We start from the raw sequence: 23,487 nt of genomic DNA, 5'->3' as shown, positions 1-23,487 counted from the left end.
GCAATGGCAGGACGCAGGAGATGGGTGTGGCGCATCATTGTCGCATGCAGTGTAGTTGCTCTTTACCTGTTTTGGACATGCCTGCCAGAACCCTTGTTTGATGACCCGGTATCAACCGTTATTGAAGACACCGATGGCCATCTGATGGGCGCACGAATAGCTGCAGACGGTCAATGGCGGTTTCCTCCAGGTGATTCGGTGCCCGAGAAATTCCGGCGGGCCATCATCTGTTTTGAAGACAAGAGATTTTACCGTCACCCCGGTGTAGACCCGCTTGCCTTAGCTCGGGCCATCAAACAGAACCTGCAGACAGGCCACAAAGTAAGCGGAGGCAGCACATTGTCCATGCAGGTAATACGCCTGTCCAGGAAGGGAAAGTCACGTACAATATGGGAAAAAGCCATTGAGATCTGCATGGCAATCAGGCTGGAGTTGCGATATTCCAAAACCGAGATACTGGGTCTCTATGCTTCCCATGCCCCGTTTGGTGGAAATGTAGTCGGCCTTGAAGCTGCGTCATGGCGATATTTCGGCCGAAGCCCGGACCAATTGTCATGGGCCGAATCCTCCGTGCTTGCCGTTTTACCCAATGCTCCTTCCCTGTTGTTTCCGGGACGGAATAAAAAGGCTTTGCAGAATAAGCGCGACAGGCTTTTGCAACAGCTTCAGGTACATGGCGACATTACAGCCGAAGAAGCTAAACTAGCGGCCCTTGAAACCACACCGAACCGCCCGCTTCCTTTGCCACACATCGCCCAGCATCTCCTTAACAGAATCCACCTTGAACACGGTCCCGGAAGGTACCGCACTCATGTGCAACTCGACATGCAGTTGCACGCAGTGGACATTGTCGAACGTCACGGAAAAGAGCTGGCTGCAAACGGAATCTACAATGCAGCCGTACTGATCGCCGATGTCAATTCCGGCGACGTGAAGGTATACATCGGAAATGAACAAGGTACTTCCGGAGACGACCATGGCAGGCAGGTAGATGTAATACCTGCAGGACGTAGCACGGGCAGTGTACTCAAACCGTTCCTCTATGCCTCCATGCTCACATCCGGTGATATTCTGCCAAATACGCTTGTGCCGGATATCCCGATTAATATCGGCGGATATGCTCCCACCAATTTCGACAACGATTACAGGGGAGCTGTTCCTGCCCACCGGGCCTTGGCCAAATCGCTGAACATTCCCGCCGTACTGATGCTGCAACAATTCGGCATCGAGAAATTTCATCATATTTTACAAAGCTGCGGCATCACCACACTCAACCGTTCACCACAACACTATGGTCTTTCCATCATTCTGGGTGGTGCCGAAGCCAGCTTATGGGACCTCGCGGGTGCTTATGCTTCCATGGCACGCACGCTGAATCATTTCCGAGCAAACAACGGACAATACGACCCCGGTGATTACCACACACTCCGATACCTCCCGGATACCACAGATAACAAGCGCATGCTTCTCAATGGGTCACATCTAAGTGCAGGTGCGATCTGGACAACATTCAACGCCATGCTGGATGTGGAACGTCCCGAAGAAGAGGGTGCATGGAGGGAATTCGCATCTTCGCGGATGGTGGCCTGGAAAACGGGAACCAGTCTGGGATTTCGAGACGGATGGGCCATTGGTGTCACACCGGATTACGTAGTGGGAGTATGGACGGGCAATGCGGATGGCGAGGGGCGTCCGGAACTCATCGGTCTGAGAGCCGCAGCCCCGATCCTGTTTGATCTGATCCGGATACTTCCCCATGGTGAAGCATGGTTTGATACACCCTGGGATGACCTCGAAAAAATCACCACATGCAAAGAAAGCGGGTACCGGTCCACACCTCTGTGCGGTATCCCCGACACCCTTACGGTTCCAAAGTCAGGCGTACGGCTTTCCGCATGTCCATATCACAGGATCGCACACATCACCCGAGATGGAAAATGGCAGGTACATGCTTCCTGTGAACAGGAGGGTGACTTCATCAACGAATCCCGTTTTGTACTTCCTCCCGCCATGGAATGGTACTATAAGAAAACCAGCAGTCAATATCAAACCCTTCCCCCTTACCGATCGGATTGTTTGAACGACATGAGTTCAGATGAAACACACCGATCCATGGAACTTGTATATCCCCGACACACCGCCAGGATTTTTGTACCCCGTGAATTGGATGGTAACATGGGCGCCACCATATTCAAAGCAGCCCATCGCGAAGCAGATGCGGTCATTTACTGGTACCTTGACCAAACGTACCTGGGAAAAACCAGCGACTTCCATCAGATGGCCATAAGTCCACCCGAAGGAAAACATGTGATCACCCTGGTAGATCAGCGGGGTGAAGAATTAAAAAAGAGTTTCGAGATCATCGGGCGGGATCGGTAATGGTCAGTACGTTGCGCGGTCAGTTGCTCCCGATGGTCGCGAAAGTGGCAAGGTGCTCCCGTTGGGAGCATAAATGGTAAAGCGCTCCCTTCGGTCGCGTCAATGACAGCCGACTCCTATTAACTATTAACCATTAACCATTAACCATTAACTATTAACTATTAACTATTAACTATTAACTATTGACTATTAACTATTAACTATTGACTATTGACTTCCCCACCCGCTCCGAAGTTCACCTTCATCGCAAAGCATCATTTTCAAATTATCACATTGGCACATCAACACATGCCATCCTATTTCGGCAACAGCTGCTTGGCCATGGCTGCACCGATGAGTGATTCAAGCGGGGTTCCTCCTTTGGAATCGCCGATGATCATGGTGGTGGGGAATTGGATGTTGGCCAGTTGGGAAGCCACACCGATGGCGGTTTCCTTTTCGAAGGTTGCCTTCTCTTGTGGTGTCAGACCGGCGGAAACAAGCTTCGCATTCTTATAGGATTCAGCATCAGCCTTCACCTTCTCCGCATCCGCTTTGAGTCTTTCGGTTTGCAGGGTGATCTCTGCCAGCTTCCGGTTGGTCTCTTCCTGTTTCAGCTTGGTTTCAATAGCGATGAGCGCCTTCACCTGCTCTTTTTCCTGTGTGACCCGTTCGCTGGCCTTGTCGCGCTCACCTTCCGCAATGATACGGGCCTGGGCATCTTTTGCCGTTTTGATTTTCTGTTGTTCCAGCTGGCGTTTGGCGGACTCGTCCCGCTGGGCTTCCAATCGCTTCTTGAAGGCCTCTTCCAGCACCACATCATCCACGATCACCTGCGCAACAATGATGTTGTTTTGGATGATGTCGTGGGGAATACGCAGCACCTGTCCGTCCTTACCCATGCGTTTCTTCACTTCGTAACGCGTGCGTATTTCGTTGATGGTGCGGTCTTCCTGTTCGATGGGCACGACGACGGTATCCCTGTATTCGGTTTTTTCCACGCTATATGTTCCGTATTTCAGCTGGTCGTCAATGGCCACCCTGAAGTCAGAAGCGGAACCGGATATATAATCCTGTGCGGCGAACATATAACCGGTGTTGCTCACAACTTCCCGTACGGTCGGAATCAAGGTGTTTTGCACCAGGTTCTGAAGTGAGCGGAACTCAATGGCCAGTTCAATGAATGAGGCTTCGTCGGCGGGCAGCTGAAAGCGTGTAGACAGCTCGGCGGTTGCCGTCACCTGGTCGATAAAACGCATGGGAATGGGCGACATCACACCTTCAATTTCTTCGATGCCCTCACCTGACTCCACCACTTTCACATCAATGAACTTCTGCCACGGAATGATTTGTGCAAACCCGCGCCATTTGATACCCTCGGTCATGATGGCACTATTTGTTCCGGTTGGATATACAAGGAAATACTGGTACCCGGGTTCGGCCCAGAAGAACAGGAACGGCAGGATGATCAGTACCGCACCTGCAACGAATAACCCTCCGATGATTCTATTGGAGATATTTGCAAGCAAACTCACAAGGGATTGCCAGATGTTTGACACACCGCCTTTTTCACGCTGTTGCTTATCCGACTTGCGAAACAACGGCACCACCAGCAAAAGGGTAATCGACACGATCACCAGGAAAATTCCAAGAGAATTCATACGAACATGTATTAGTTAACAGACAACATAAATCCGGATGAAGATAAAAAATAAAACCACATGCGCTTCACAGCCGGAAGCTCTCGGTGGTCGCGGAAGTGGCAAGGTGCTCCCGTTGGGAGCGTAAATGGTAAAGTGCTCCCTTCGGTCGCGTCAATGACAGCCGACTCCTATCAACTATTAACCATTAACCATTAACCATTAACCATTAACTATTAACTATTGACTATTGACTATTAACTATTGACTTCCCCACCCGCTCTGAAGTTCACCTTCATCGCAAAGCATCATTTTCAAATTGTCACATTGGCACATTATCAAATCGCCGCTTATTCTTACCCGGGTATGATTTCACATCACTTTCGTTCATACCTGAATGGGAATTTCACGAACTTGATCCGGGGAGGGGAGCGCGTGTGCCCCGGGGAATTACAAATGACGGATTGCGAATGACGAATGGGCGGCAGGCGGATATCTGAGGCATGGAAGATCAATAATCAGTATGCTGCGCGGTCAATGGCTCCCGATGGTCGCGGAAGTGGCAAGGTACTCCCGTTGGGAGCGTAAATGGTAAAGTGCTCCCTCCGGTCGCGTCAATGACGTGCGACTCCCATTGACCATTGACTATTGACCACCAACCTCCCTACCCGCTCCGAAGCTCACCTACACCGCAAAGCATCATTTTCAAATTGCCACATCATTACATTGTCACATTCACTCCTTACCTCCTTACCTCCTTACCTTCTTACCCTCTCCCCTCTTCTCCTTCCACCAGCACCCAACCTTTGTCTTCAGCGCCTTCCACACCTCCATCTGTCAGCCGGGTGACGGTCAATAAATGAAACACCGACATCACCTGTGAGCGGGCATCCACACTACGAAGGAAACGAATGAGCACGTGGCGGGTATCTGCCGGTTCCAGGGGCAGGGCATTGTCGAGTTCCACCACCAACCACTGACGACCTGTTTTCTTTTGGGATCCAGCTCCGATGAATGACTTGTCAACCGCATCCAGCGGCAGGGCATTCACAATGCGACCTTCAACGGGTCCCGGCATATTGTTTTCCAGATGGATATTTCCTTTGAGTGGACGGATGAACACACGCATACCCACCAGGTCTTCACTTTGCACCTTCATGGGATGCTGGGGGATGAGCTGGAAGCGAAGCGGGTTCCAGTAACCCTGTGCAAGGTTGATGCGGCTCAGGCGTGAACCGAGCAACAGGATCAGGAAGCTGCCCTGGATGAACGCGGTTTGGAGTGCCTGGTTGGCGGTGAATGCGCCCCACTCCCACCCGTTAACAAAGTACTCAAAGGCAAGGATGGCGGTGAGTGACACCACCAGGAAATGACGTACCTGGTCGGCGTTCACCTGGAGTTCATAGGAGAAGCGGGGCGACTGGTTGAGGGCATTCTTGATGAAGGTGATCCACAGGCGCACACATGCCAGGAAGAACAGGTAGAAAATCACCATGGCCCGGTTGAACACCCAGAAATCGTAGAGTCCGTGCGCCACAGCGGCAATCAGCAATCCCATGACCACCCCTACGAACATGGGCATCTTTTTCCAGCGGTATTTGGAGAGCACCATGCAGTATGCCACGATGCTGGAATCGAACATATGGCCCAGCACGGCGGTGAGGGAACGTGCGTGGATGATGGTGAGGTGGGTACCATCGTAGTACATCAGGTTCTCTACAAACGCAAAGCCGAGGGCCGACACCGAGGCGTATAGAATGTAGTCGAACGGGTTGTTCACAGCACCGGAGCGCACCAAAAGGATGAGCAGGAACGGCAGGAACTTCACCACCTCTTCCACCAGTCCGATGCCGAGGATGGTATAGCGCAGGTCGTTGAGGAGGTTGCCCGTGAGCCCCATGTGGAGGTAGAATCCGAGGAAATCCGACAGGATAAAGGTGAGGAAAGAAAACACCATACCCAGGACGAGGGTGAGCGCGAGGTTGAAGAGGTTTTCCTTTTCGTAGATGTCCACGCGGATGAGAAACACCAGCCAGGTGAGCATGACCAGGGTGGCGGCGATCCATCCGACGGTGGTCATGGAGCGGGCCATCATGCGGAATTGGGTTTGGTAGTACCGGAGGAAATCGTGCAGTTCGAAATACACATTGCTGAGGATACCCAGGGGCATGTAGGGTTGTGTATGCGGGGAGCGGTTGAGGGCCAGGAGGCTGTCGTACTGATCGGTCTGGTAGTAGATGCGTGCGAGCAGGTCGGTCGCAGCGGCGTGGTAGCCATTGTCCAGCGAGAGTTCATGCTTCAGGTCGCGGATGGCGTTGGCGGTGAAGCCGGTTTGGTAGAAGCACCTGCCGCGGAGGTAAGATACGCATGGCACGGACGGATCCCTGATGTTGCTGAGGGTGATGGGGGCGGTGGCATAATCTTCCCGCATCACGCGAACGGCACCGGCCCCGAAGTAACCGACGAGGCGTGTTTGCGGGTCGGGATCAACGGTCATGTGGGTATAGCGGAGGGCCATGGCCTCTTCGTCGCGGGTATGTGCAGTGCCGTCGAGGGAGGTCCACTGGTAGGGTTGGCGGAAGTACGCTTCGATATACCGGAGGTGATATTGGAGGTTATGTGGTTCGTGTTGGATGAGGCCCTGGTAGCCTTCCGCCTCCAGGTAGGGTTGCTCCTTTGCCTGCCCGAAAGCAATTTCCTCGTCGGGTGTGGAGAACGGCTCGTGGTTGAGGAAAAGGTTCACGCCCAGCAGCGCGGCAACCAGCACCAGGGTGGCGATGGTTTCGGTGCGGAACTGGATGTATAGAGTTTCAAGTTTCAAGTCGCGAGTCTCAAGTTGCGAGTTTCAAGTTGGGTCAATATGCTGCGCGGTCAGTGGCTCCCGTTGGTCGCGTAAGTGGTAAAGTGCTCCCTTCGGTCGCGTAAATGGTCAGTAACCACCCGCCTTCGCTGAAGCTATGGCGGGCGAGGCAAACTCAAATATAGGCACTGGGCGTCACATACCCGAACGGCGGGCCTGTGTTACGGATCTGTGGTTTTTTTTCTACTTTTGCCCTCCGTTCAGGTCTGCCTGTAGGCGGCTCCGAACGGGCACACCATTTTCAAATTGCCACATTCACAAATTGGCACCTTGAAACTGGCCCTGTAGTTTAATGGATAGAACGAGAGTTTCCGGAACTCTTGGTGGGGGTTCGATTCCCTCCGGGGCTACTAAAACAGCAAGAGCATACGGCAACAGCATACAGTGAGCGCGAGTTGGCTTATGCTCTTGTTGTTTTTGGCCCTGTTGCAGTATGCAGTTGCTGTATGCTGAAAATCTTCTCCGGAGGGAGCTTGCCCTACATGCTGGCTCCTCCCTAAAAAAGCCCACTGGGCTTTTTCTTAACGGTCGGCCCTCTCCGGGGCTACTAAAACAGCAAGAGCATACGGCAACAGCATACAGTGAGCGCGAGTTGGCTTATGCTCTTGTTGTTTTTGGCCCTGTTGCAGTATGCAGTTGCTGACCTTAACTATTCCGACAATTTCCTGATCATGCTATAAAGCATCTTCGACAATTCTTCCAGCTTGTTTAGAAAGTCTTGGCAGGAACCTTCCGCTTTAGGATGGAGATCCCGGAGGTAGTCAAAGATCCCAGCGCATTCAAATACGGAGCCCCTTGCCACGATAAAAAAGTTCTTCTTATCACGTTTGGTGAACCGGCCGGCGCCTTCGGCAATGTTCAGCATGATGCTGAACGAAGCGCGCTTCAATTGGTCATTGGTAACCGAGTCAGTTTTGGCCTCTTTCAGAAACTGCACTACATCTTTGTGCAATTGCTTGGCTTTGTGGTAAACGTCCAGTCTTTGAAAATCGAACATTGTGTGTGATTGCGTTGGGACAAAGCTGGGGATTTCCCGGAATGCAATGGAAACAAAGGGATGTAAAAAGTCACCGGAGTAATTTTAGGGCGCACATTGGCTCACATGCTCAGCTTAAGAAACAAACCATTTCCACCTGAAGGCGGGAATTATCGGGTACCGAACTGTATGCTGTTGCTGTATGCAGTTGCTGTCTTGGTCCGCAATCCGGGCAAGTCATTCCTCGCCCACCGTAGCTCCGACGCAGGAGGAGCGAAGGTGGGCATCTATGTCTTCCAGACGACCAAAGAGGGCAATTTCCGTGGGGCCAACGCCTTTCAGCATGATGTGGATGTAGTCATTGAACTGCCCGAAAAGGCCGTGCCGTACAGTTCGGCAGGTTTAACCAGGGCGGGGAGATTAATGTGTTTACAACATCTTTTCAGAATTTTTAGATATGGCTCAGCATTTAATCGACCGTAATTATAAAGACCCTACCGCAATTCTTGCTGATTCAACTTTAGAAAGTCATTAGATAAACACCCCACTTGAGGGTATTCAGCATCCTCTATTTCCTCAACATGCTGAAATCAGTTTACCACTACTTTTTGCTTTTACTAACGTTTTCATTTCCTATATTAGCCATAATTTGACAAGTCATATATTAACAGGTCATGCGATTTGGTGAAAGAATAAGAGAGCTAAGAGAAAGCCAGGGATTGTTGCAACGGCAGTTAGCCGCCAGTCTTGAAATAGACACCCCTATGTTCAGCAAAATTGAACGTGGTGAACGGAAAGCTAAACGGGAACAGGTAGAGCAGTTAGCCTCTTTGCTTCATGCCAACTTATCTGATTTGCTCAGGATTTGGCTGGCAGACCAGATAATAGATTTAGTCAAAGACGAGCCACAGGCAAGTGAAGCATTAAAAACCGCATTAAAAGAGATAAAGAAAGATGAGCATTAATATCCTCAAATACGAATCAGACGTTTGGCGCACAGCCGATTTATTGATTGGTGCAGGAATCAAACAGAGTGATTTCCCCAAATACATGATGCCCTATTTCGCCCTGCTCATGGTCGAAAGTAGATTGATTAGAGAAGCCAGCCGATTAGAAGAAGAAATTGGCAAAGACAACATTGATGATTTCGTAGAAATGTTCCAGCTCGAAGGATTAGGATATAACGACTACCTCATCCGCAAGGGCAAAACACTCAAAGACATTTGTAAGAATGACAAAACCTTTGACATTGACTTCCATGCTTACCTGAAATCATTCGACCCGGAAACCAAGTATTTGTTAGGGGTAGATAAAGGCACAGAGGAAGAAAAGTTCCTCGACATTTCGGGCGTAAGCGGTCAGCTTAAAAAGAAGCGCATCTTATTTGAAACACTCAAGGCGTGGAGCGAAATTGATCTTACCCCATTCAACAACTCTGAAATCACCACCCTTGAAGAACACATCAAACGCAAGTGGGCAGACATTTCAGCAGAAACCGCAGGGGAACAGTACACCCCTGACGACATCATTTCATTGATTTCCGAACTCATTGCCTCCAAGATTGAAGACAATGGCAAGTTCCTTACCATCTATGACCCTACTTGCGGAGGTGGAAACTTACTCTTTGGTGTAGAAGATAAAATCAAAGAAAAGTTCAAACGCCCAACCAAAACATTCGGTGAAGACTGGAGCGATAGCCTTTACGCATTGGCTAAGATTGAAAGCCGTTTCAGGGCTGATTCCGAAATCAAATACGGAAATACCCTCACCAACATTTCATTCATCGAGAAACGCTTTGATATAGTGGTAGCCAACCCACCTTACGGTGTGGATTGGAAAGGCTACCAAAAAGACATTCAAAACGATACTACTGAGCGATTTGTAGCCCTGCCTTCTATCTCAGATGGGCAGTTCCTTTTCACACAGCACATTTTGTATCAATTAGCCAATGACGGCCTATCAGTAGTCGTTCACAATGGCTCTACATTGTTTAGTGGTGATGCAGGAAGCGGTGAAAGCGCCATCCGCAAGCACTTCTTTGACAATGATTGGGTGGAAGCCATCATTCAAATGCCTACAGATGAATTTTTCAACACGGGCATTTACACCTATCTATGGGCATTCAACAAGAACAAACCAGCCGACCGCAAAGACAAAGTAATCCTCATCAATGCCAGTGAGCTTTACGAACCGCTCAAGAAAAGCAAGGGTAAGAAGCGCAAGCAGATGAACCCTGATAACAGGGCTGAGATTGTAAAAGCCTTCACCGAATTTCAGGACAATGCCTTTTGCAAGGTGTTCGACAAATGGCATTTCTATTACAACCGCCAAAGCATCATGCTTACCAATGTGGATGTAAACGGTAATTTCCTTGAAATGCCCATGAAGGAAAACCGGGCAGGTGAAATGGTAGAAGAAAAATTCATCAAACTCAATCCGGTAAAGATTACCGTACATGATGAGGCAGGTACTACCACCATCGACAATTTTGAAATCACCGACTTTGATAAAGCCAAATACAAGTCATTAGAAGTAAGATTCAATGAGGAGGTAAAACCCAACATTGCGGCCCTGGACTACAAGGAGCAGCAACTCAAAGTAGTAACCAAGAAAGCAACCTACTGGTATGATGAAGACAAAGACACCATCATAGAGGAAACAGGAGGCAAACAAACCGAATTGGGTTGTGGCAAAATCGTTATCAGAGCTGCCTACAAGAAATCCACCAAGACCAAAGGAGCTTACATAGCCATTACGGTAGAGCTGACCAAAGACCTGCAAAAGGATTATGAAATTATCCCCTACTCACCGGACGAAACAGAAAACCAGCAATGGATAGCCGATTTCATGGCCAAGTATGTAACCAAGCCTTTTGAGTATGTGGACAATGTGATTGGGGTGGAAATTAACTTCAATAAGGTGTTCTACACTCCTGAGAAGCTACGGGAAGTTTCGACCATCAATAAGGATTTGGAAGACCTTGAAGAAAAATTGGCAAATCTTGAAAAAGAAATAGTTAACCTATGATGCGGTACGAATCATACAAGGAAACAGAAATACTGTCATTGGATGTTTGTCCAAGTCATTGGTTTGTCAACAGAGTAAAATCAATGGGGGTTATCCGGTATGGCCTAGGACAGCCGCCCCATGAACTTGAGAACGGGTTACCAATCATTAGAGCAACAAATATTTTTTCTGGACGCATTAGTTCAGAAAATTTGATATTGGTCGATCCAGACGATTTGCCATACGAAAGAAAACCAATTCTAAAAGAAGGAGAAATCATTGTAGTACGGAGCGGTGCATACACTGGTGATAGTGCTATGATACCTAAAGAATTTGAAGGTGCAGTTTCTGGTTATGACATGGTTTTTACTCCCGATAAAAACAAGATATACCCTAAATTCTTATCCTATTGCTTACTTAGCCAGTATGTTTTCAAAGACCAGCTTGTTTTAACATCACTTCGAGCAGCACAGCCACATTTGAATAAGGAAGAATTAGGAAGTACACTAATAACCTACCCCTCTTCTATAGTAGAACAAACCGTAATCGCTGAATACCTCGACACCAAGACTCAAGCCATTGACAAGAAAGTAAGCCTACTGGAAAAGAAAATAGGCTACTATCAGGAGTTGCGTAAAAGCCTGATTAATGAAACGGTTACAAAGGGGCTGGATAAAAATACAGAGTTAAAAAACAATGAGCTTGGTTTCACTACACCCAAAAGCTGGCTCAGATACCGCCTCAAAGATTTAGGAGCATTGTATAGCGGTCTTTCGGGCAAAGGCGGTGATGATTTTAACCAGGACGATAACCCGGACAACAAAGGCTTTATACCATTCACCAACATTGCGAACAATACCTATTTGAAGCGAGATCATTTGGGTACGGTAGTAGTCTATGAAGGCGAAAAGCAGAATCGGGTAAGAAAGGGCGATATTTTCTTCCTGATGAGTTCAGAAGGTTATGAAGATATTGGCAAATCAGCAGCCTTAGCGGAAGATATTGAGGAAACTTACCTCAACAGCTTTTGCAAAGGCTATCGGGTAAACCCTCGTAAAACCAACCCCTACTTCCTGAACTACCTGATGCTATCCGATTATTACAGGCAGTTGCTAATTGTGGAGGGCAAAGGTTTCACCCGCATCAATTTGAAAATGGAGAAGGTCAACGACTTTTTGGTGTACATCCCTGATACGCTTTCAGCCCAAGATGAAATCGTAAAATTTTTGGATGCCAAACTGGACACCATCGCCAAAATCATCACAAACATTCAAACCCAGATAACCACCCTCAGAGAGCTTCGCAAAACGCTCATCAATGATGTGGTAACGGGCAAAATCAAGGTAAGCCATGAGTAAAACGTTCAACATATATTGTGACGAAAGTTGCCATATAGAGCATGACCACAAACCGTACATGTTCTTAGGTTCAATAAGTGTGGCTTACAATCAGATAAAGCTGCATACGGAGAAAATCAAGGAGATAAAGGAAAAGCACCATTTCTATGGTGAAATTAAGTGGACTAACGTTTCCAAGTCCAAGTTTCATTTCTACATGGAACTGGTAGAGTACTTCTTTGCCACTGACCTGAAGTTTAGAACCGTAGGTGTGGACAAAAGCAAAATCAACAATGAAGCCTTCGGGTGTTCGTATGATGATTTCTACTACAAAATGTATTACTACCTCTTGAATCACAACCTGAACAGCCTTTACAACTACAATGTGTATCTGGACATAAAAGATACTTTGAGTGCCTATAAGGTGAATAAGCTGAAAGACATTCTGAACACCAAATTTGGCGTATTCAGGAATGTGCAAAATATCCGTTCGCATGAGAGTTTGTTGATGCAACTGACAGACTTTATGATGGGTGCTATCAGCTACCAGCACAATAATGAAGCGAAGCAGAATCAGGCCAAAGCCCATATAATCAGGAAAATACAGCAGCACTCAGGCGACAGTCTGATGAAGACCAATTATTCCGGGAAGTTGAACCTATTCTTTATCGAATTACAGTAAGCCATGCCATTTAATCTGTTAAAGACATACAATCAATTATTGGAACTGGCAGGGTTCAACGAACACCAGAGAAGGCAGTCGCTCATGGGCATTTTCGACCGTGACTTTACCAACAATCCCAACCTACGGTTTCGCAATATTCAAATTACCCCAACTCCTCAGGATGGGGCGATTGAAATGGCCACCTTGTTCACCCACCTCACTACCGTGATAGTGGACAAGGCAACACGGGCAAGGGAATTTGACATACATAGAAGCCTAAGGCTTCATTGGGTACGTTTTCATATAGACTGTCGCAAACAGGAAGATATGCTCCATTTTTCGGTAAAAGAGCCGGAAGGAATCAGGACTTACATCTATGACATACCGGAGAAATACGTGGTGGTTTTAGAACCAAAACCAGCCCAAAACGTCTATTTCCTCCTTACTGCCTACCATTTGCAGGGGAAGGATTCACAAAGGGATAAAATTTTGAAAAAATATAAGAGGAGGCTGAATGAGATACACTAAAAAAGCAAAAAACGCAGAGCTTCTTGGCTTGCGTTTTCCGATTTCCTTCTTTCGAATGAAAGATGAACTCGCTGCAAATGTATGCAATGAAAACGGATTTTCCAAGCCTAAGGTTCATTTTCATGCACCCTCCCACACAACGCAAGTAGTATGAAAGAGTTAGACTTACAGGATAAATACCTCATCAACTTCCTTTGCGAAAGACCTGACGGTCTTCGCTACAAGGAAGCCAAGGCAAACACCGTTTCGCCTCAATTCTTCATTATTGAGGATCTGAAGCATTTCATTTCGGAAACCGAACTGAATAAGGGCAACTACAAAAAATTGCTCAAGAAGTTCCCGAGCGAAAAAGACCTCCTAAACGCTTTTACCCTGTTCCTGGACGAGAAGATAAAATCATCCATGAACATGGCTGTTTTCATCAATACCAACAAGTCAGTAACCTTTGAGGGTGTTAAACTGCATTTGTTCTATCCAAGCGGTAGTGAGTTTGAGGAAGACAAATTGTTTGAGCAGAACATCTTTTCGGTAGTTCAGGAACTTCCTTATTCCTTCAAGTATGAAGGAAAGCAGTATTTCTCTTTCCGTCCTGATTTGTCCTTTTTCCTCAATGGTATCTTTTTAGGATATAGTGAACTCAAAAGTAATTGGAACAACCAGACTTCCATGAAGAACGGACGAATGAAGGTAGTGAAAGACTACCTCAATGCCGTTCAGGAATACCTCACCATTGCCGATAAAAACGACCTGTCGCAAACCATCCGCAAAGACTTTCTCAAAATCTTTGAAAAGGCCATTCACATCACTTCTACGGACATTGCCGAAACCTATGTCATCCGCAATATTTCCAACCATTTTGATGAAATCAAAAACACGGTATTGAATGGCAGCTATGATTTTGAGCAGTACGAAAAGAAGGTTTTAAAAGACTTCAAGCCTTACCCACTCAAAAACCGTGAAGGTTCTAAAACGGAACGATTTGAGGAGGTTTTCAAAGCCTTGTACGATAAGAAGATGATAGAGAAAGAAATCCTCTACTACAACTTCATAGAACGGGAACTGATAAAGAAAGAAGGCAGCAAGACCAAGGAGTATAAGCACAATGACGGTAGGCTGATAAGTCCAAGACCAAAGCAGAAATTCGGTACAGATAAAATCTTGGCCAAAATCAATGAGTTTCTGGAGCATGAAGATGAACAGGACTACTTCATCAAAAAACTGGAAGCGGAACTAAGAGCCAAAGGCATAGGCGAAGGGCAGATAAAAGAACTGATTGCCAAAAGGCAGAAATACCAAAACAACAAAACCGTGTATTCCCTCCTGATGCAGTACGCAGCAGGGTTCGGGAAAAGTAATATCATTGGCTGGACAGCACTCCAACTCAAAGACCTTCGCAAAGAGGGTGAGTATGTCTATGATAAAGTGATGTTGGTAGTGGACAGGTTGCAGCTTAGGGACCAGTTGGATTCCAAACTGCACAACATGAATATTCAAAAAGGGATGTTCATTGAAGCCACCGACAAGAAAAGTTTCATCACTGCCCTCAGCAGCGACAAACGCATTGTAGTTGTCAACCTGCAAAAGTTCACTTCGGTAGACAATATTCTGGATGCTTCAGTTGTAAAGAAGCTATCCAAAATGAGAATTGCATTTCTGATTGATGAGATCCACAGAAGCAACAGCGGTGTGCAGCATGAAGAAATGATAAGCGTGTCCAGCGTAAGCAAAATTCGGACTGTTAAGGTACAATAGTTTAGTCACAGTTTTTTACCTTGAAAGCTAGCTTTCAAGGTAAAAAACCGGAACCTTGAAAAACAGTCCAAACATGAAAAAGAAAGATCAAAGTCCCGAAGCGGTAGTCCGTGAGATCAAACGCAGGACCCGCCGCAAGTTCTCCGCTGAGGAGAAAATCAGAATCGTACTGGAAGGCCTCAAGGGCGAGCTATCCATTTCAGAGATATGTCGCCGTGAAGGTATTGCCGCCAACCTCTACTATCGCTGGAGCAAAGACTTCCTGGAAGCCGGTAAGAAACGGCTTTTAGGAGATACCCTCCGAGAGGCCAACACCACCGAAGTGGATCATTTCCGCAAGGAGAACAGCCAGCTGAAAGAAGTGGTCGCCGAGCTCACCCTGCAGAATAGGGTCCTAAAAAAAAGTTTGAGTGGGGACGCTTAAAAAGGCAGCGGTATATGCGATACAGTCAATCAGAGAAAATGGAGATCATTTCCATAGTGGAAAACAGTGATCTGAGCGTACGGGCCACCCTGAAAGAGCTGGACATTCCCAAGGCGACTTTCTATGACTGGTACGACCGGTATCTGCGGGAAGGGTTTGAAGGACTGGCTCCCAAGAAGCGGGCGGCAAGAAGCCAGTGGAACCGGATCCCCGATGAGAAACGCCAGGAGGTGGTAGAGCTGGCCCTGGACATGGAAGACCTCTCATCCAGAGAACTGGCCTGGCACATCGTAGATCACCGGGGCTGGTATATCAGCGAGTCCAGCGTGCATGCCATTCTCAAAGAAAGAGGGCTGATCACTGCACCGGCCTTTGTGGTGGATCATGCTGCCAACCAGTACAAAGACAAGACCTCCCGGGTCAACCAGATGTGGCAGACCGATTTCACTTACCTGAAAGTAGTGGGACACTGGGGATGGTATTACCTCTGCACGGTACTGGATGATTACTCCCGCTACGTGATCCATGCCGAACTATGCACCAACATGGCAGCCGATGACGTACAGCGCAATATCGATAAGGCCATTGAGATCACCGGTGTGGTTCCTGACAAAACCACACAGTCTCTCAAAGTACTCAGCGACAATGGCCCGTGTTACATCGCCAAAGACCTGGCTGACTTCTTCCAGGACAGAGAGATCAAGCATGTGCGCGGAAGAGTCCGTCATCCACAGACCCAGGGAAAGATCGAGCGCTGGCATCAGTCCATGAAGAATGTGATCAAGCTGGACAACTACTATTCACCCGATGAGTTGCGCCAGGCACTGGCTGAGTTCATTGAATATTACAACAACCGTAGATACCATGAATCACTGGAAAATCTCACCCCTGCCGACGTATTCTTCGGCAGGGATAAACAGATCCTGGCCAGACGAAAACAAATCAAAGAAAGAACCATGAAACAAAGAAGAAAATACCACCGTCAGCAAATGTTAAATCTATGACTTAAATTAGATCGCCTTTTGTCCGGATTTGTTTTAAGACGCACACTCCAGAAGTATTCGGGTTGCAACATTTCCAGGTTCAACGGTTTGATGATGCGGTTATACAATTGGGCCTCATACGGCTCTCCGCCGGCCCGCTCAATGACCGCTCCGAGCAGGTCATAACCCCAGTTGGAATAATTACCGATGCTGCCTCCGACCGTACATGATCCCAGCAAAGGCTGATCTTTGAAGATATCAAGCGCCGCAATGGGATTGTACGAGAGATTGGCATTCATGTACGACGTATTCGTGGAGCTGTTGTCCTGGATACACCCCGTGTGGGACAGCAGGTCGCCGACGGTGATCGTTTTGCCCTTGTCAGGGAACTCCGGAACATAGGTCCGGATATCATCATCGGGTGACATGTAACCCATTTCAAACAACTGGTTGGCCAATACGGAGGTGATGAATTTCGACATCGAACCGATGCGGTACAATGTACATTCGTCGGCGTTGATGTTATTGGCCACATCCGACTTGCCGTATCCTTTGATATAAACGATGTTGCCATTCTTGACCGCCGCCACGGAAAAGCCCTTGATGTTGTTGGCCGACATATAGGCGGACACGGCCTGATCAATCTGGGACGCATCGCCGCTGTAGAGCCTGTTGAACTGCGCCTGTGCACCTGCCGCATAGAGCATCAGCGCACAAAGTATGATTCTTCTCATGGCTTACTGTTTTGCGGATTTGAGTGCTTCAATTTCCTTCTGCATCTCGATCATGTATAACGTCATCTCTTCGATCTTCTGCAGCAGTTTGGTATTGATCTCTCCCAGGCTGGCTCCGTTCTTCTGCACTTCTTCTGCGGAAGGAACATCGGGCAGGTGACCGTGTTCAGAGATGAATGACTCCACTTCCGGAAGCGTACGCAGCTTGTAATCTTTCTTAAAAACGTAATCGGCCCAGCCCGTCTCCACCACGATTTCCTCGGCACGGATCTTTCCCTTCACAGCCAGTTTATAGGCACCCGGATTGGATGTGGTACCAATCGTGATGGGGTCGGCAAAGTAGTTGTAGCTTCCATCATAACCCCAGCTGAAATAGGTACCGTTGTACCACAATGCCTCTGCACTGTTTACACGAAGCGCCACCCCGTAATACCCTTTGATCAGGTTGGCAACGCCCACCACATCCAGGGGATAAGATGGAGAGAACGTTCCAATGCCCACATTTCCGCCATTGGGATTGAGGGATATGCGGCTGCCATCACTGGTGGAAAGAGTAAGGGGCGAGTTTTTGGAATACAGCGTAAAATCACCGGTTGTTCCGTATTGCGGGTAGGAAGTGCTCTTTTTATAGAGAAGTCCGCCGCGGTAAGTCCCGCCATTGTCCTTGATGGTGGTGTAATCGTAATAGGTTGATGTATTCCCATTAATGATATTCTTAATGGTATAGTCCTGGGCATGCACCTGCGCCATTCCTGCAAATGCAAGCATGATACCGGAAATCCAAAGTTTTGTTTTCATGATGATTGATTGTTGGTGAAATTAGGATAGGTTCAATCCTGAAATTTATTTCACCGATGACAGGAAGTAACAGGCAAGTTCATGAACAGAATATCCGGGTTTACAAAAGACCGGGATATACGATTGAAAGAGCAAGAGTAGGCGTTGTGGTCGCTTGGGCGTTCGGGCATGGGTTGTACAGATAGACGCCTTTAAGATTTGGGTTGGAGGGGAATACGCTTGCCCTTGCCATAAATAATTCCGTAACTTTAAATAAGCATCCGAAGACATGTTGATCCAAACGAACAACCATGTACAGGATCATCACATTCCTCTTGTTCTTCTCCCTGTCCTGCGGGGCACAGATCATCCCTGCGTCGCGCAGGGTGCAATGGAACCTGGCGGGATTCCGGGGAAACATCCCATCCTACGGCAGATTGGTGAGCATCACCTCCTTCGGCGGAACCGGCGATAGCGTTACCGTAAACAATTCAGCATTGCAACATGCCATCCAGTCGTTGGGAGGACACAGCGGCGTGATCTATTTCCCCGAGGGCACCTACCTGTTCACATCCGCATTCACCATACCCGACAGCGTGGTAATCAGGGGCGCCTCCTCCGACTCCACCTGTTTAAGATTCAACCTTGCGGGCAACAACCAGGATCTTTTCACTGTACAGGGCTATTTATCGGAAGTGCATGCGTTTTTCACGCAACCTGCGGAGAAAGACAGCAGTTTCATTTCCGTCGACAACGTTGCAGGACTGGCACCCGGAGACTACATCCGCATTGTTCAGAACGACAGTTCCCTTGTCACTTCATCCTGGGCGTATGGCTCGGTCGGACAGATCGTCCGGATCCTGTCAATAGACAGTACCCGCATCCATCTTGACAGTCCGTTGCGAAAAAGTTATGCACTTTCCGAACATCCCCGGATGATCAAGATGCTCCCCGCACGGTATGCTGGATTTGAATGCTTCCGCATCGAGCGGATGGATGTTACAACCGGCCAAACATCGAACATTCAATTCACCTATGCTGTGAAATGTTGGGTAGCGGGGTTGGAAAGCGACAAGGCCAATTACGCGCACATCAACATTTCAGCCTCATCCAACGTGCTGGTCAGCGGATGCTACTTCCATCATGCCTTTGACTACGGAGAAGGTGGGCGCGGATATGGGGTGGTGCTGGAATATACATCGGGAGAATGCCTGGTGCAAAACAACATCTTCAATTTTCTGCGCCATGCAATGTTGTTGCAGGCAGGCTCCAACGGCAATGTGGTTGGGTATAACTATTCCCTGAACCCGAATTGGGACCAGTTCCCGTTTCCCGACAACGCATCCGGAGACGCCGTCTTGCATGGAAACTACGCATACGCCAATCTCTTCGAAAGCAACATCATTCAGAACATCGTTATCGACGATTCGCATGGCATCAACGGCCCTTACAACACTTTTTTTCGCAACCGGGCCGAATTGTACGGCCTTGTGATGAACAACAATCCTCCGAGCAACTACCAGAATTTCGTGGGCAACGAGATCACAAACACCGGTTTCCTGAAAGGTCAATATGCACTCAACGGAGCAGGTCATCTGGAATACGGCAACAATGTACGTGGCACGATCACACCCACCAACACCTCAAACCTTCCGGACAGCTCATACTACCTGAAATCCTATCCGGAATTTTATCCTCCACTTTACACATGGCCCTCCATCGGCACACCTGCACCTTATAACCAGCTGGGTATTCCGGCAAAAGATCGTTTTACGTCCGGCATGTACACCGTTTGCTCCACCAATGTGCATACATCCGTAAATCCAGGCCCGAACAGAAACCGGATCAGGCTGTTCCCGAACCCGGCCGAAAATGTTGTGTACATAAGTTCCGATGGTCAGAACGTACTTCCCGCCGATATCGAAGTGCGTGACGGAACCGGGCGACTACTCATCCGAACCAAACACAACGCCTGCAAATGCATTCACCTGAATGGTCTCCCCGAAGGCATCTATTTCATCCGGATAGGAACACAGTACTTCCGGATAATAAAGCGGGAATAAACCAAACGAAAAGAGCAACGGCAAGAGCAAGAGTAGCTTCCCCCCAACCCAATCATAAATGCGTTTCACTGTACAATCCATGCCCGAACGCCCGAGAACTACAACGCCCACTGTATGCTGTATGCTGTATGCTGCATCATTCACTTCCCCATTTTCATCACTCGCTCACTTGATGGCCGCGTTCACATAATAGCGAAAAGTACCAGCACCTCTTGTATGTACCTTTGCTATGCAATGTCTGCATAAGGCGCCGGAAGCGGCATAGCGGGATTTGCATCCCCACAAGATGCAACAGCCGCTCATCTGAAATGAGCCATAAAATCTTATTACAATGAAACACTTAAAGACACTTACATGTCTGCTGTTTATGGCAGTCACGCACGCATTCGCATTTGATATTTCTTTGATAAGCAATCCCAGCGCGAAAAACGTTTGTCCGGGATCCACTGTCACCTATTTAAGTGAAGTAACCGCCGACGGATTAGGTGAGTGGGTCAAACAGATCAAATGGACGTGCAGCGCAAACGGCGTATTTACATCTACGGGAACCAATACCATTACCTATACATACGAAACGCCATACTCAACACCCAGTATCAGCGAAAAGAACCAGGCCGTCACCTGGACAACCACCAACGGTGCTACCGGCTGGGTTCAGGTAGAATACACGTGGGGCTATCTCAATTTCCCTTTCACCGGGACCAAAACCCGGACGATCGATGATATCAAGATCGGTTTCCAAACCACGCCCGGGATCATCTACACCCCCCAATCTTTGTGTACGAACAACAGCGGTAGCTACCCGGTATCCACACCGGCCGGCGTACCCACGGATTACCCATACAACGTTACCTATGCATGGTCTGCAACCAACGCATACATGGGAGCAAGCAACGGTACCAGCAATTCCATCCAATGCTCGCCTTCCTGGAACGGAAACGTGAATGTAACGGTGCGCTACCAAATCCCGCAGTGCAGCCTCTACTCCGCACCCACCACGGTAAGCATTCCCAGGACATCCAGCCCGCCCACCGCACAACCCAACTACACCTCCACCAACCTCAACGGCGGTTGTATTGTCAGGTTTGTGATGCAAAACCCGGCCAACGGATACGGATTCGAAATGTCCTACAACAATTCCTCGTGGACAGCCACCAATGGTGTATTCGATGTGCAGAACGGAACCACACTGCATGTATATGTTCGCTCGGTGAACGACTGCGGCGCAGGTCCTTCCAGGTACTGCATCCTGAATGCTCCGTACAAATCCGGTTGTGCACAGAAAACGGTTGAAACCGATCCGAACGCGGTCATCACAATCGACGCCGCTCAGTTCGAGGTAAAAGCCAACCCAAACCCGGCCAACCAGAATGTAACGGTGACCATCAACACACCCGAACAGGTGAACTGCACCATCCAACTTTTTGATATGATTGGCAAAGCCATGATTACAAAAGAACAGGTGGTAGATGCGGGTTCCAACAGCCTTACACTGGATGTGGCTTCTGTTCCTGCAGGCGTTTACTTCCTGTCGGTGTACGACGGCGTGAACATCCAGAAAGAAAAACTGGTGATCTCACACTAAGATCAGCATTGCTCATAAAAAAAGGCTGCCTGTAAACAGGTGGCCTTTTTTTATGAGCAAGAGCAACGGCAAGTGCAAGAGTAGCTTTTTCCCAACCCAATCATAAATGCGTTTCACTGTACAATCCATGCCCGAACACCCGAGCAACTACAACGCCCACTGTATGCTGTATGCTGTATGCTGTATGCTGTATGCTGAGAAAATGTCATGCACATTCTTACCTCGCAACCTTTTGAAAAAACTTTTGGGATATATTGGCTTGCCAGGAGGACGCACAGCATACCATCCGAATATTATCCATTCAATGCATCAACAATTATGCTACCTGCAGGAAACATGGACCGCGCTATTCTTTTCATCCGGGGGCATAGGGTAATGTTGGATACAGACCTCGCAGACGTGTATGGTGTACCCACGAAACGACTGAATGAACAGGTAAAACGAAACATCCATCGTTTTCCTGCAGACTTTATGTTCCAGCTGAACCCGGAAGAAAAATCCGAGGTGGTCGCAAATTGCGACCACCTCCGGAAGTTGAAATATTCCTCGCATTTGCCCTATGCTTTCACCGAGCATGGGGCGGTGATGCTGGCCGGTGTGCTGAACAGTCAAACCGCTGTTGAAGCCAGCATCCATGTAGTGAGGGCATTCGTCAAACTAAGGGAATGGCTTGCCACCCACAACGAGCTGGCAAAGAAATTGGAGGAAATGGAAAAGGCCTACGACAAACAATTCAGTTTTGTCTTTGATGCCCTTAGAAAGTTGATGACCCCTCCATTACCCGAACGAAAATCCATGGGGTATGAATTGAGCATACAGCAAGGGCAAGAGTAGCTCCCTTCCAACCCAATCATAAATGCGTTTCATTGTACAATCTATGCCCGAACGCCCGAGCAACTACAACGCCCACTGTATGCTGTTACGGATAAACAGCCGTTCAACATTACATCTGCAACTTCCGGCATTGCTTTCGTCCGGTTTCTTCACCTGGAATATCCAGATTTGTCAAAAAGCAATCCAACAGATAGATCACCTGAGAATGATGTCAAAAAGCTTAGCTAAACACACAGTACCAGACGAAGTGATCATGAGCAAGATCCATATCATCCGCGACCAGAAGGTGATGCTTGACCGCGACCTCGCAGAACTGTATGGTGTACCGACAGGCCATCTGAATAAAGCCGTAAAACGTAACATGAAACGCTTTCCTCCGGATTTCATGTTTCAACTCAGCCAGGAGGAATTTAAAAACTTGATGTTCCAAAATGGAACATCAAGTTGGGGTGGAACAAGAAAGCCTCCATGCGCCTTTACGGAACAAGGTGTTGCCATGTTGTCGGGCATTTTGAACAGCGACCGGGCCATCGGGGCAAACATCCTTATTATCCGCACCTTTACCCGATTGCGGCTGTTGACATTGACGCACAAGGACATCCTCCTGAAGTTGGAGCAAATGGAAAATCATGTCGCCCGGCACAACAAAGACATAAGATACATTTTCGACATCTTGAAACAACTGCTACAAAAACCGGAACAACCCAGAAAAGAAATAGGCTATAAAACCGGAACAGGAAAAACCTAGCGCTCCGGAACACGTGGTGAAAACAGCAAGAGCATACAGCAACAGCATACAGAAGCTTCCTCCCTACCCAATCATAATGGCGTTCACTGTACAATCCATGCGTGACCGCCCGAGCAACTACAACGCCCACCGTATGTCTTGTCCGCCGTAGCCCTGGCGAAGGAGGGCTCTTGCTGCTACAATTTCTCTCCCTTTTACATCTCCCCTTTCTTTACTTT

General features: G+C 48.1%; 15 protein-coding genes, 1 tRNA gene and 2 pseudogenes. 13 read left to right on the top strand and 5 right to left on the bottom strand.

Annotated features, from left to right (window positions below; genetic code table 11):
* Positions 1 to 3 precede the first annotated feature (3 nt).
* Positions 4 to 2,379, top strand: a complete 2,376-nt coding sequence (gene pbpC, locus H6585_02885; protein MCB9447272.1) for a penicillin-binding protein 1C — start codon at positions 4 to 6, stop codon at positions 2,377 to 2,379.
* Between the two features lie 296 nt (positions 2,380 to 2,675).
* Here pbpC and H6585_02880 read toward each other — a convergent pair whose 3' ends face one another.
* Complete coding sequence (locus H6585_02880) at positions 2,676 to 4,019, bottom strand: hypothetical protein (protein ID MCB9447271.1); 1,344 nt, start codon at positions 4,017 to 4,019, stop codon at positions 2,676 to 2,678.
* Positions 4,020 to 4,764: 745 nt separating this feature from the next.
* On the bottom strand, positions 4,765 to 6,819 hold the full coding sequence (locus H6585_02875; GenBank protein ID MCB9447270.1) for a PrsW family intramembrane metalloprotease: 2,055 nt from the start codon (positions 6,817 to 6,819) through the stop codon (positions 4,765 to 4,767).
* Between the two features lie 317 nt (positions 6,820 to 7,136).
* Between H6585_02875 and H6585_02870 the strand changes: the two genes are divergently transcribed.
* Positions 7,137 to 7,208: transfer RNA gene (locus H6585_02870), tRNA-Arg, on the top strand.
* Between the two features lie 299 nt (positions 7,209 to 7,507).
* Here H6585_02870 and H6585_02865 read toward each other — a convergent pair.
* On the bottom strand, positions 7,508 to 7,855 hold the full coding sequence (locus tag H6585_02865; protein ID MCB9447269.1) for a four helix bundle protein: 348 nt from the start codon (positions 7,853 to 7,855) through the stop codon (positions 7,508 to 7,510).
* A gap of 653 nt (positions 7,856 to 8,508) precedes the next feature.
* On the opposite strand from H6585_02865, the gene H6585_02860 reads away from it, so the two are divergent.
* The 7 genes and pseudogenes from H6585_02860 to H6585_02830 all read left to right on the top strand — a co-directional run bounded on the left by H6585_02860 (position 8,509) and on the right by H6585_02830 (position 16,549).
* Positions 8,509 to 8,799 carry a helix-turn-helix transcriptional regulator gene (locus H6585_02860; protein ID MCB9447268.1) on the top strand — a complete coding sequence of 97 codons (291 nt, stop codon included), beginning with the start codon at positions 8,509 to 8,511 and terminating at the stop codon, positions 8,797 to 8,799.
* On the top strand, positions 8,789 to 10,861 hold the full coding sequence (locus tag H6585_02855; protein ID MCB9447267.1) for an N-6 DNA methylase: 2,073 nt from the start codon (positions 8,789 to 8,791) through the stop codon (positions 10,859 to 10,861). The genes H6585_02860 and H6585_02855 overlap by 11 nt, the downstream gene beginning before the upstream one ends.
* Positions 10,858 to 12,198, top strand: coding sequence for a restriction endonuclease subunit S (locus tag H6585_02850; protein MCB9447266.1), 1,341 nt, complete (start codon positions 10,858 to 10,860; stop codon positions 12,196 to 12,198). Before H6585_02855 ends, H6585_02850 begins: the two co-directional genes overlap by 4 nt.
* Entirely contained in the window at positions 12,191 to 12,859 is a 669-nt protein-coding gene (locus H6585_02845; GenBank protein MCB9447265.1) for a DUF3800 domain-containing protein, read from the top strand. The genes H6585_02850 and H6585_02845 overlap by 8 nt, the downstream gene beginning before the upstream one ends.
* A 3-nt stretch (positions 12,860 to 12,862) precedes the next feature.
* Positions 12,863 to 13,369 (top strand): hypothetical protein, encoded by a 507-nt coding sequence (locus H6585_02840; GenBank protein ID MCB9447264.1) that lies wholly within the window; start codon positions 12,863 to 12,865, stop codon positions 13,367 to 13,369.
* A gap of 150 nt (positions 13,370 to 13,519) precedes the next feature.
* Positions 13,520 to 15,082, top strand: a pseudogene (locus tag H6585_02835) (DEAD/DEAH box helicase family protein).
* A 112-nt stretch (positions 15,083 to 15,194) separates the two neighbouring features.
* Positions 15,195 to 16,549: pseudogene (locus H6585_02830) on the top strand (IS3 family transposase).
* Here H6585_02830 and H6585_02825 read toward each other — a convergent pair.
* Together H6585_02825 and H6585_02820 are read right to left on the bottom strand one after the other, a co-directional pair.
* Positions 16,528 to 17,262, bottom strand: coding sequence for a serine hydrolase (locus tag H6585_02825; GenBank protein MCB9447263.1), 735 nt, complete (start codon positions 17,260 to 17,262; stop codon positions 16,528 to 16,530). The pseudogene H6585_02830 and the gene H6585_02825 sit on opposite strands and share 22 nt — an antisense overlap.
* Positions 17,263 to 17,265: 3 nt before the next feature.
* Positions 17,266 to 18,060 carry a hypothetical protein gene (locus H6585_02820; protein ID MCB9447262.1) on the bottom strand — a complete coding sequence of 265 codons (795 nt, stop codon included), beginning with the start codon at positions 18,058 to 18,060 and terminating at the stop codon, positions 17,266 to 17,268.
* A 290-nt stretch (positions 18,061 to 18,350) separates the two neighbouring features.
* Between H6585_02820 and H6585_02815 the strand changes: the two genes are divergently transcribed.
* The 4 genes from H6585_02815 (at position 18,351) to H6585_02800 (ending at position 23,269) form a co-directional block, all read left to right on the top strand.
* Positions 18,351 to 20,102 (top strand): T9SS type A sorting domain-containing protein, encoded by a 1,752-nt coding sequence (locus H6585_02815; GenBank protein ID MCB9447261.1) that lies wholly within the window; start codon positions 18,351 to 18,353, stop codon positions 20,100 to 20,102.
* A 331-nt stretch (positions 20,103 to 20,433) separates the two neighbouring features.
* Positions 20,434 to 21,687: a T9SS type A sorting domain-containing protein gene (locus H6585_02810; protein MCB9447260.1), complete on the top strand. Its 1,254-nt coding sequence runs from the start codon at positions 20,434 to 20,436 to the stop codon at positions 21,685 to 21,687.
* Positions 21,688 to 22,005: 318 nt separating this feature from the next.
* Positions 22,006 to 22,521 carry an ORF6N domain-containing protein gene (locus tag H6585_02805; GenBank protein MCB9447259.1) on the top strand — a complete coding sequence of 172 codons (516 nt, stop codon included), beginning with the start codon at positions 22,006 to 22,008 and terminating at the stop codon, positions 22,519 to 22,521.
* Between the two features lie 208 nt (positions 22,522 to 22,729).
* Positions 22,730 to 23,269: an ORF6N domain-containing protein gene (locus H6585_02800; GenBank protein MCB9447258.1), complete on the top strand. Its 540-nt coding sequence runs from the start codon at positions 22,730 to 22,732 to the stop codon at positions 23,267 to 23,269.
* Positions 23,270 to 23,487 lie beyond the last annotated feature (218 nt).

The organism is Flavobacteriales bacterium, from assembly GCA_020635855.1.
Lineage (GTDB): Bacteria > Bacteroidota > Bacteroidia > JACJYZ01 > JACJYZ01 > JACJYZ01.
The sequence above is the reverse complement of the archived record's forward strand: the minus strand, read 5'-3'. Positions and strand labels throughout refer to the sequence as shown.

Excerpts from the sequence above, each read along its gene's own strand:
- H6585_02800 (MCB9447258.1), top strand. The coding sequence starts at position 22,730 with ATGTCAAAAAGCTTAGCTAAACACACAGTACCAGACGAAGTGATCATG.
- H6585_02810 (MCB9447260.1), top strand. The coding sequence starts at position 20,434 with ATGAAACACTTAAAGACACTTACATGTCTGCTGTTTATGGCAGTCACG.
- H6585_02860 (MCB9447268.1), top strand. The coding sequence starts at position 8,509 with ATGCGATTTGGTGAAAGAATAAGAGAGCTAAGAGAAAGCCAGGGATTG.
- pbpC (MCB9447272.1), top strand. The coding sequence starts at position 4 with ATGGCAGGACGCAGGAGATGGGTGTGGCGCATCATTGTCGCATGCAGT.
- H6585_02865 (MCB9447269.1), bottom strand. The coding sequence starts at position 7,855 with ATGTTCGATTTTCAAAGACTGGACGTTTACCACAAAGCCAAGCAATTG.
- H6585_02855 (MCB9447267.1), top strand. The coding sequence starts at position 8,789 with ATGAGCATTAATATCCTCAAATACGAATCAGACGTTTGGCGCACAGCC.
- H6585_02845 (MCB9447265.1), top strand. The coding sequence starts at position 12,191 with ATGAGTAAAACGTTCAACATATATTGTGACGAAAGTTGCCATATAGAG.
- H6585_02820 (MCB9447262.1), bottom strand. The coding sequence starts at position 18,060 with ATGAAAACAAAACTTTGGATTTCCGGTATCATGCTTGCATTTGCAGGA.
- H6585_02815 (MCB9447261.1), top strand. The coding sequence starts at position 18,351 with ATGTACAGGATCATCACATTCCTCTTGTTCTTCTCCCTGTCCTGCGGG.
- H6585_02805 (MCB9447259.1), top strand. The coding sequence starts at position 22,006 with ATGCTACCTGCAGGAAACATGGACCGCGCTATTCTTTTCATCCGGGGG.
- H6585_02825 (MCB9447263.1), bottom strand. The coding sequence starts at position 17,262 with ATGAGAAGAATCATACTTTGTGCGCTGATGCTCTATGCGGCAGGTGCA.
- H6585_02880 (MCB9447271.1), bottom strand. The coding sequence starts at position 4,019 with ATGAATTCTCTTGGAATTTTCCTGGTGATCGTGTCGATTACCCTTTTG.
- H6585_02840 (MCB9447264.1), top strand. The coding sequence starts at position 12,863 with ATGCCATTTAATCTGTTAAAGACATACAATCAATTATTGGAACTGGCA.
- H6585_02850 (MCB9447266.1), top strand. The coding sequence starts at position 10,858 with ATGATGCGGTACGAATCATACAAGGAAACAGAAATACTGTCATTGGAT.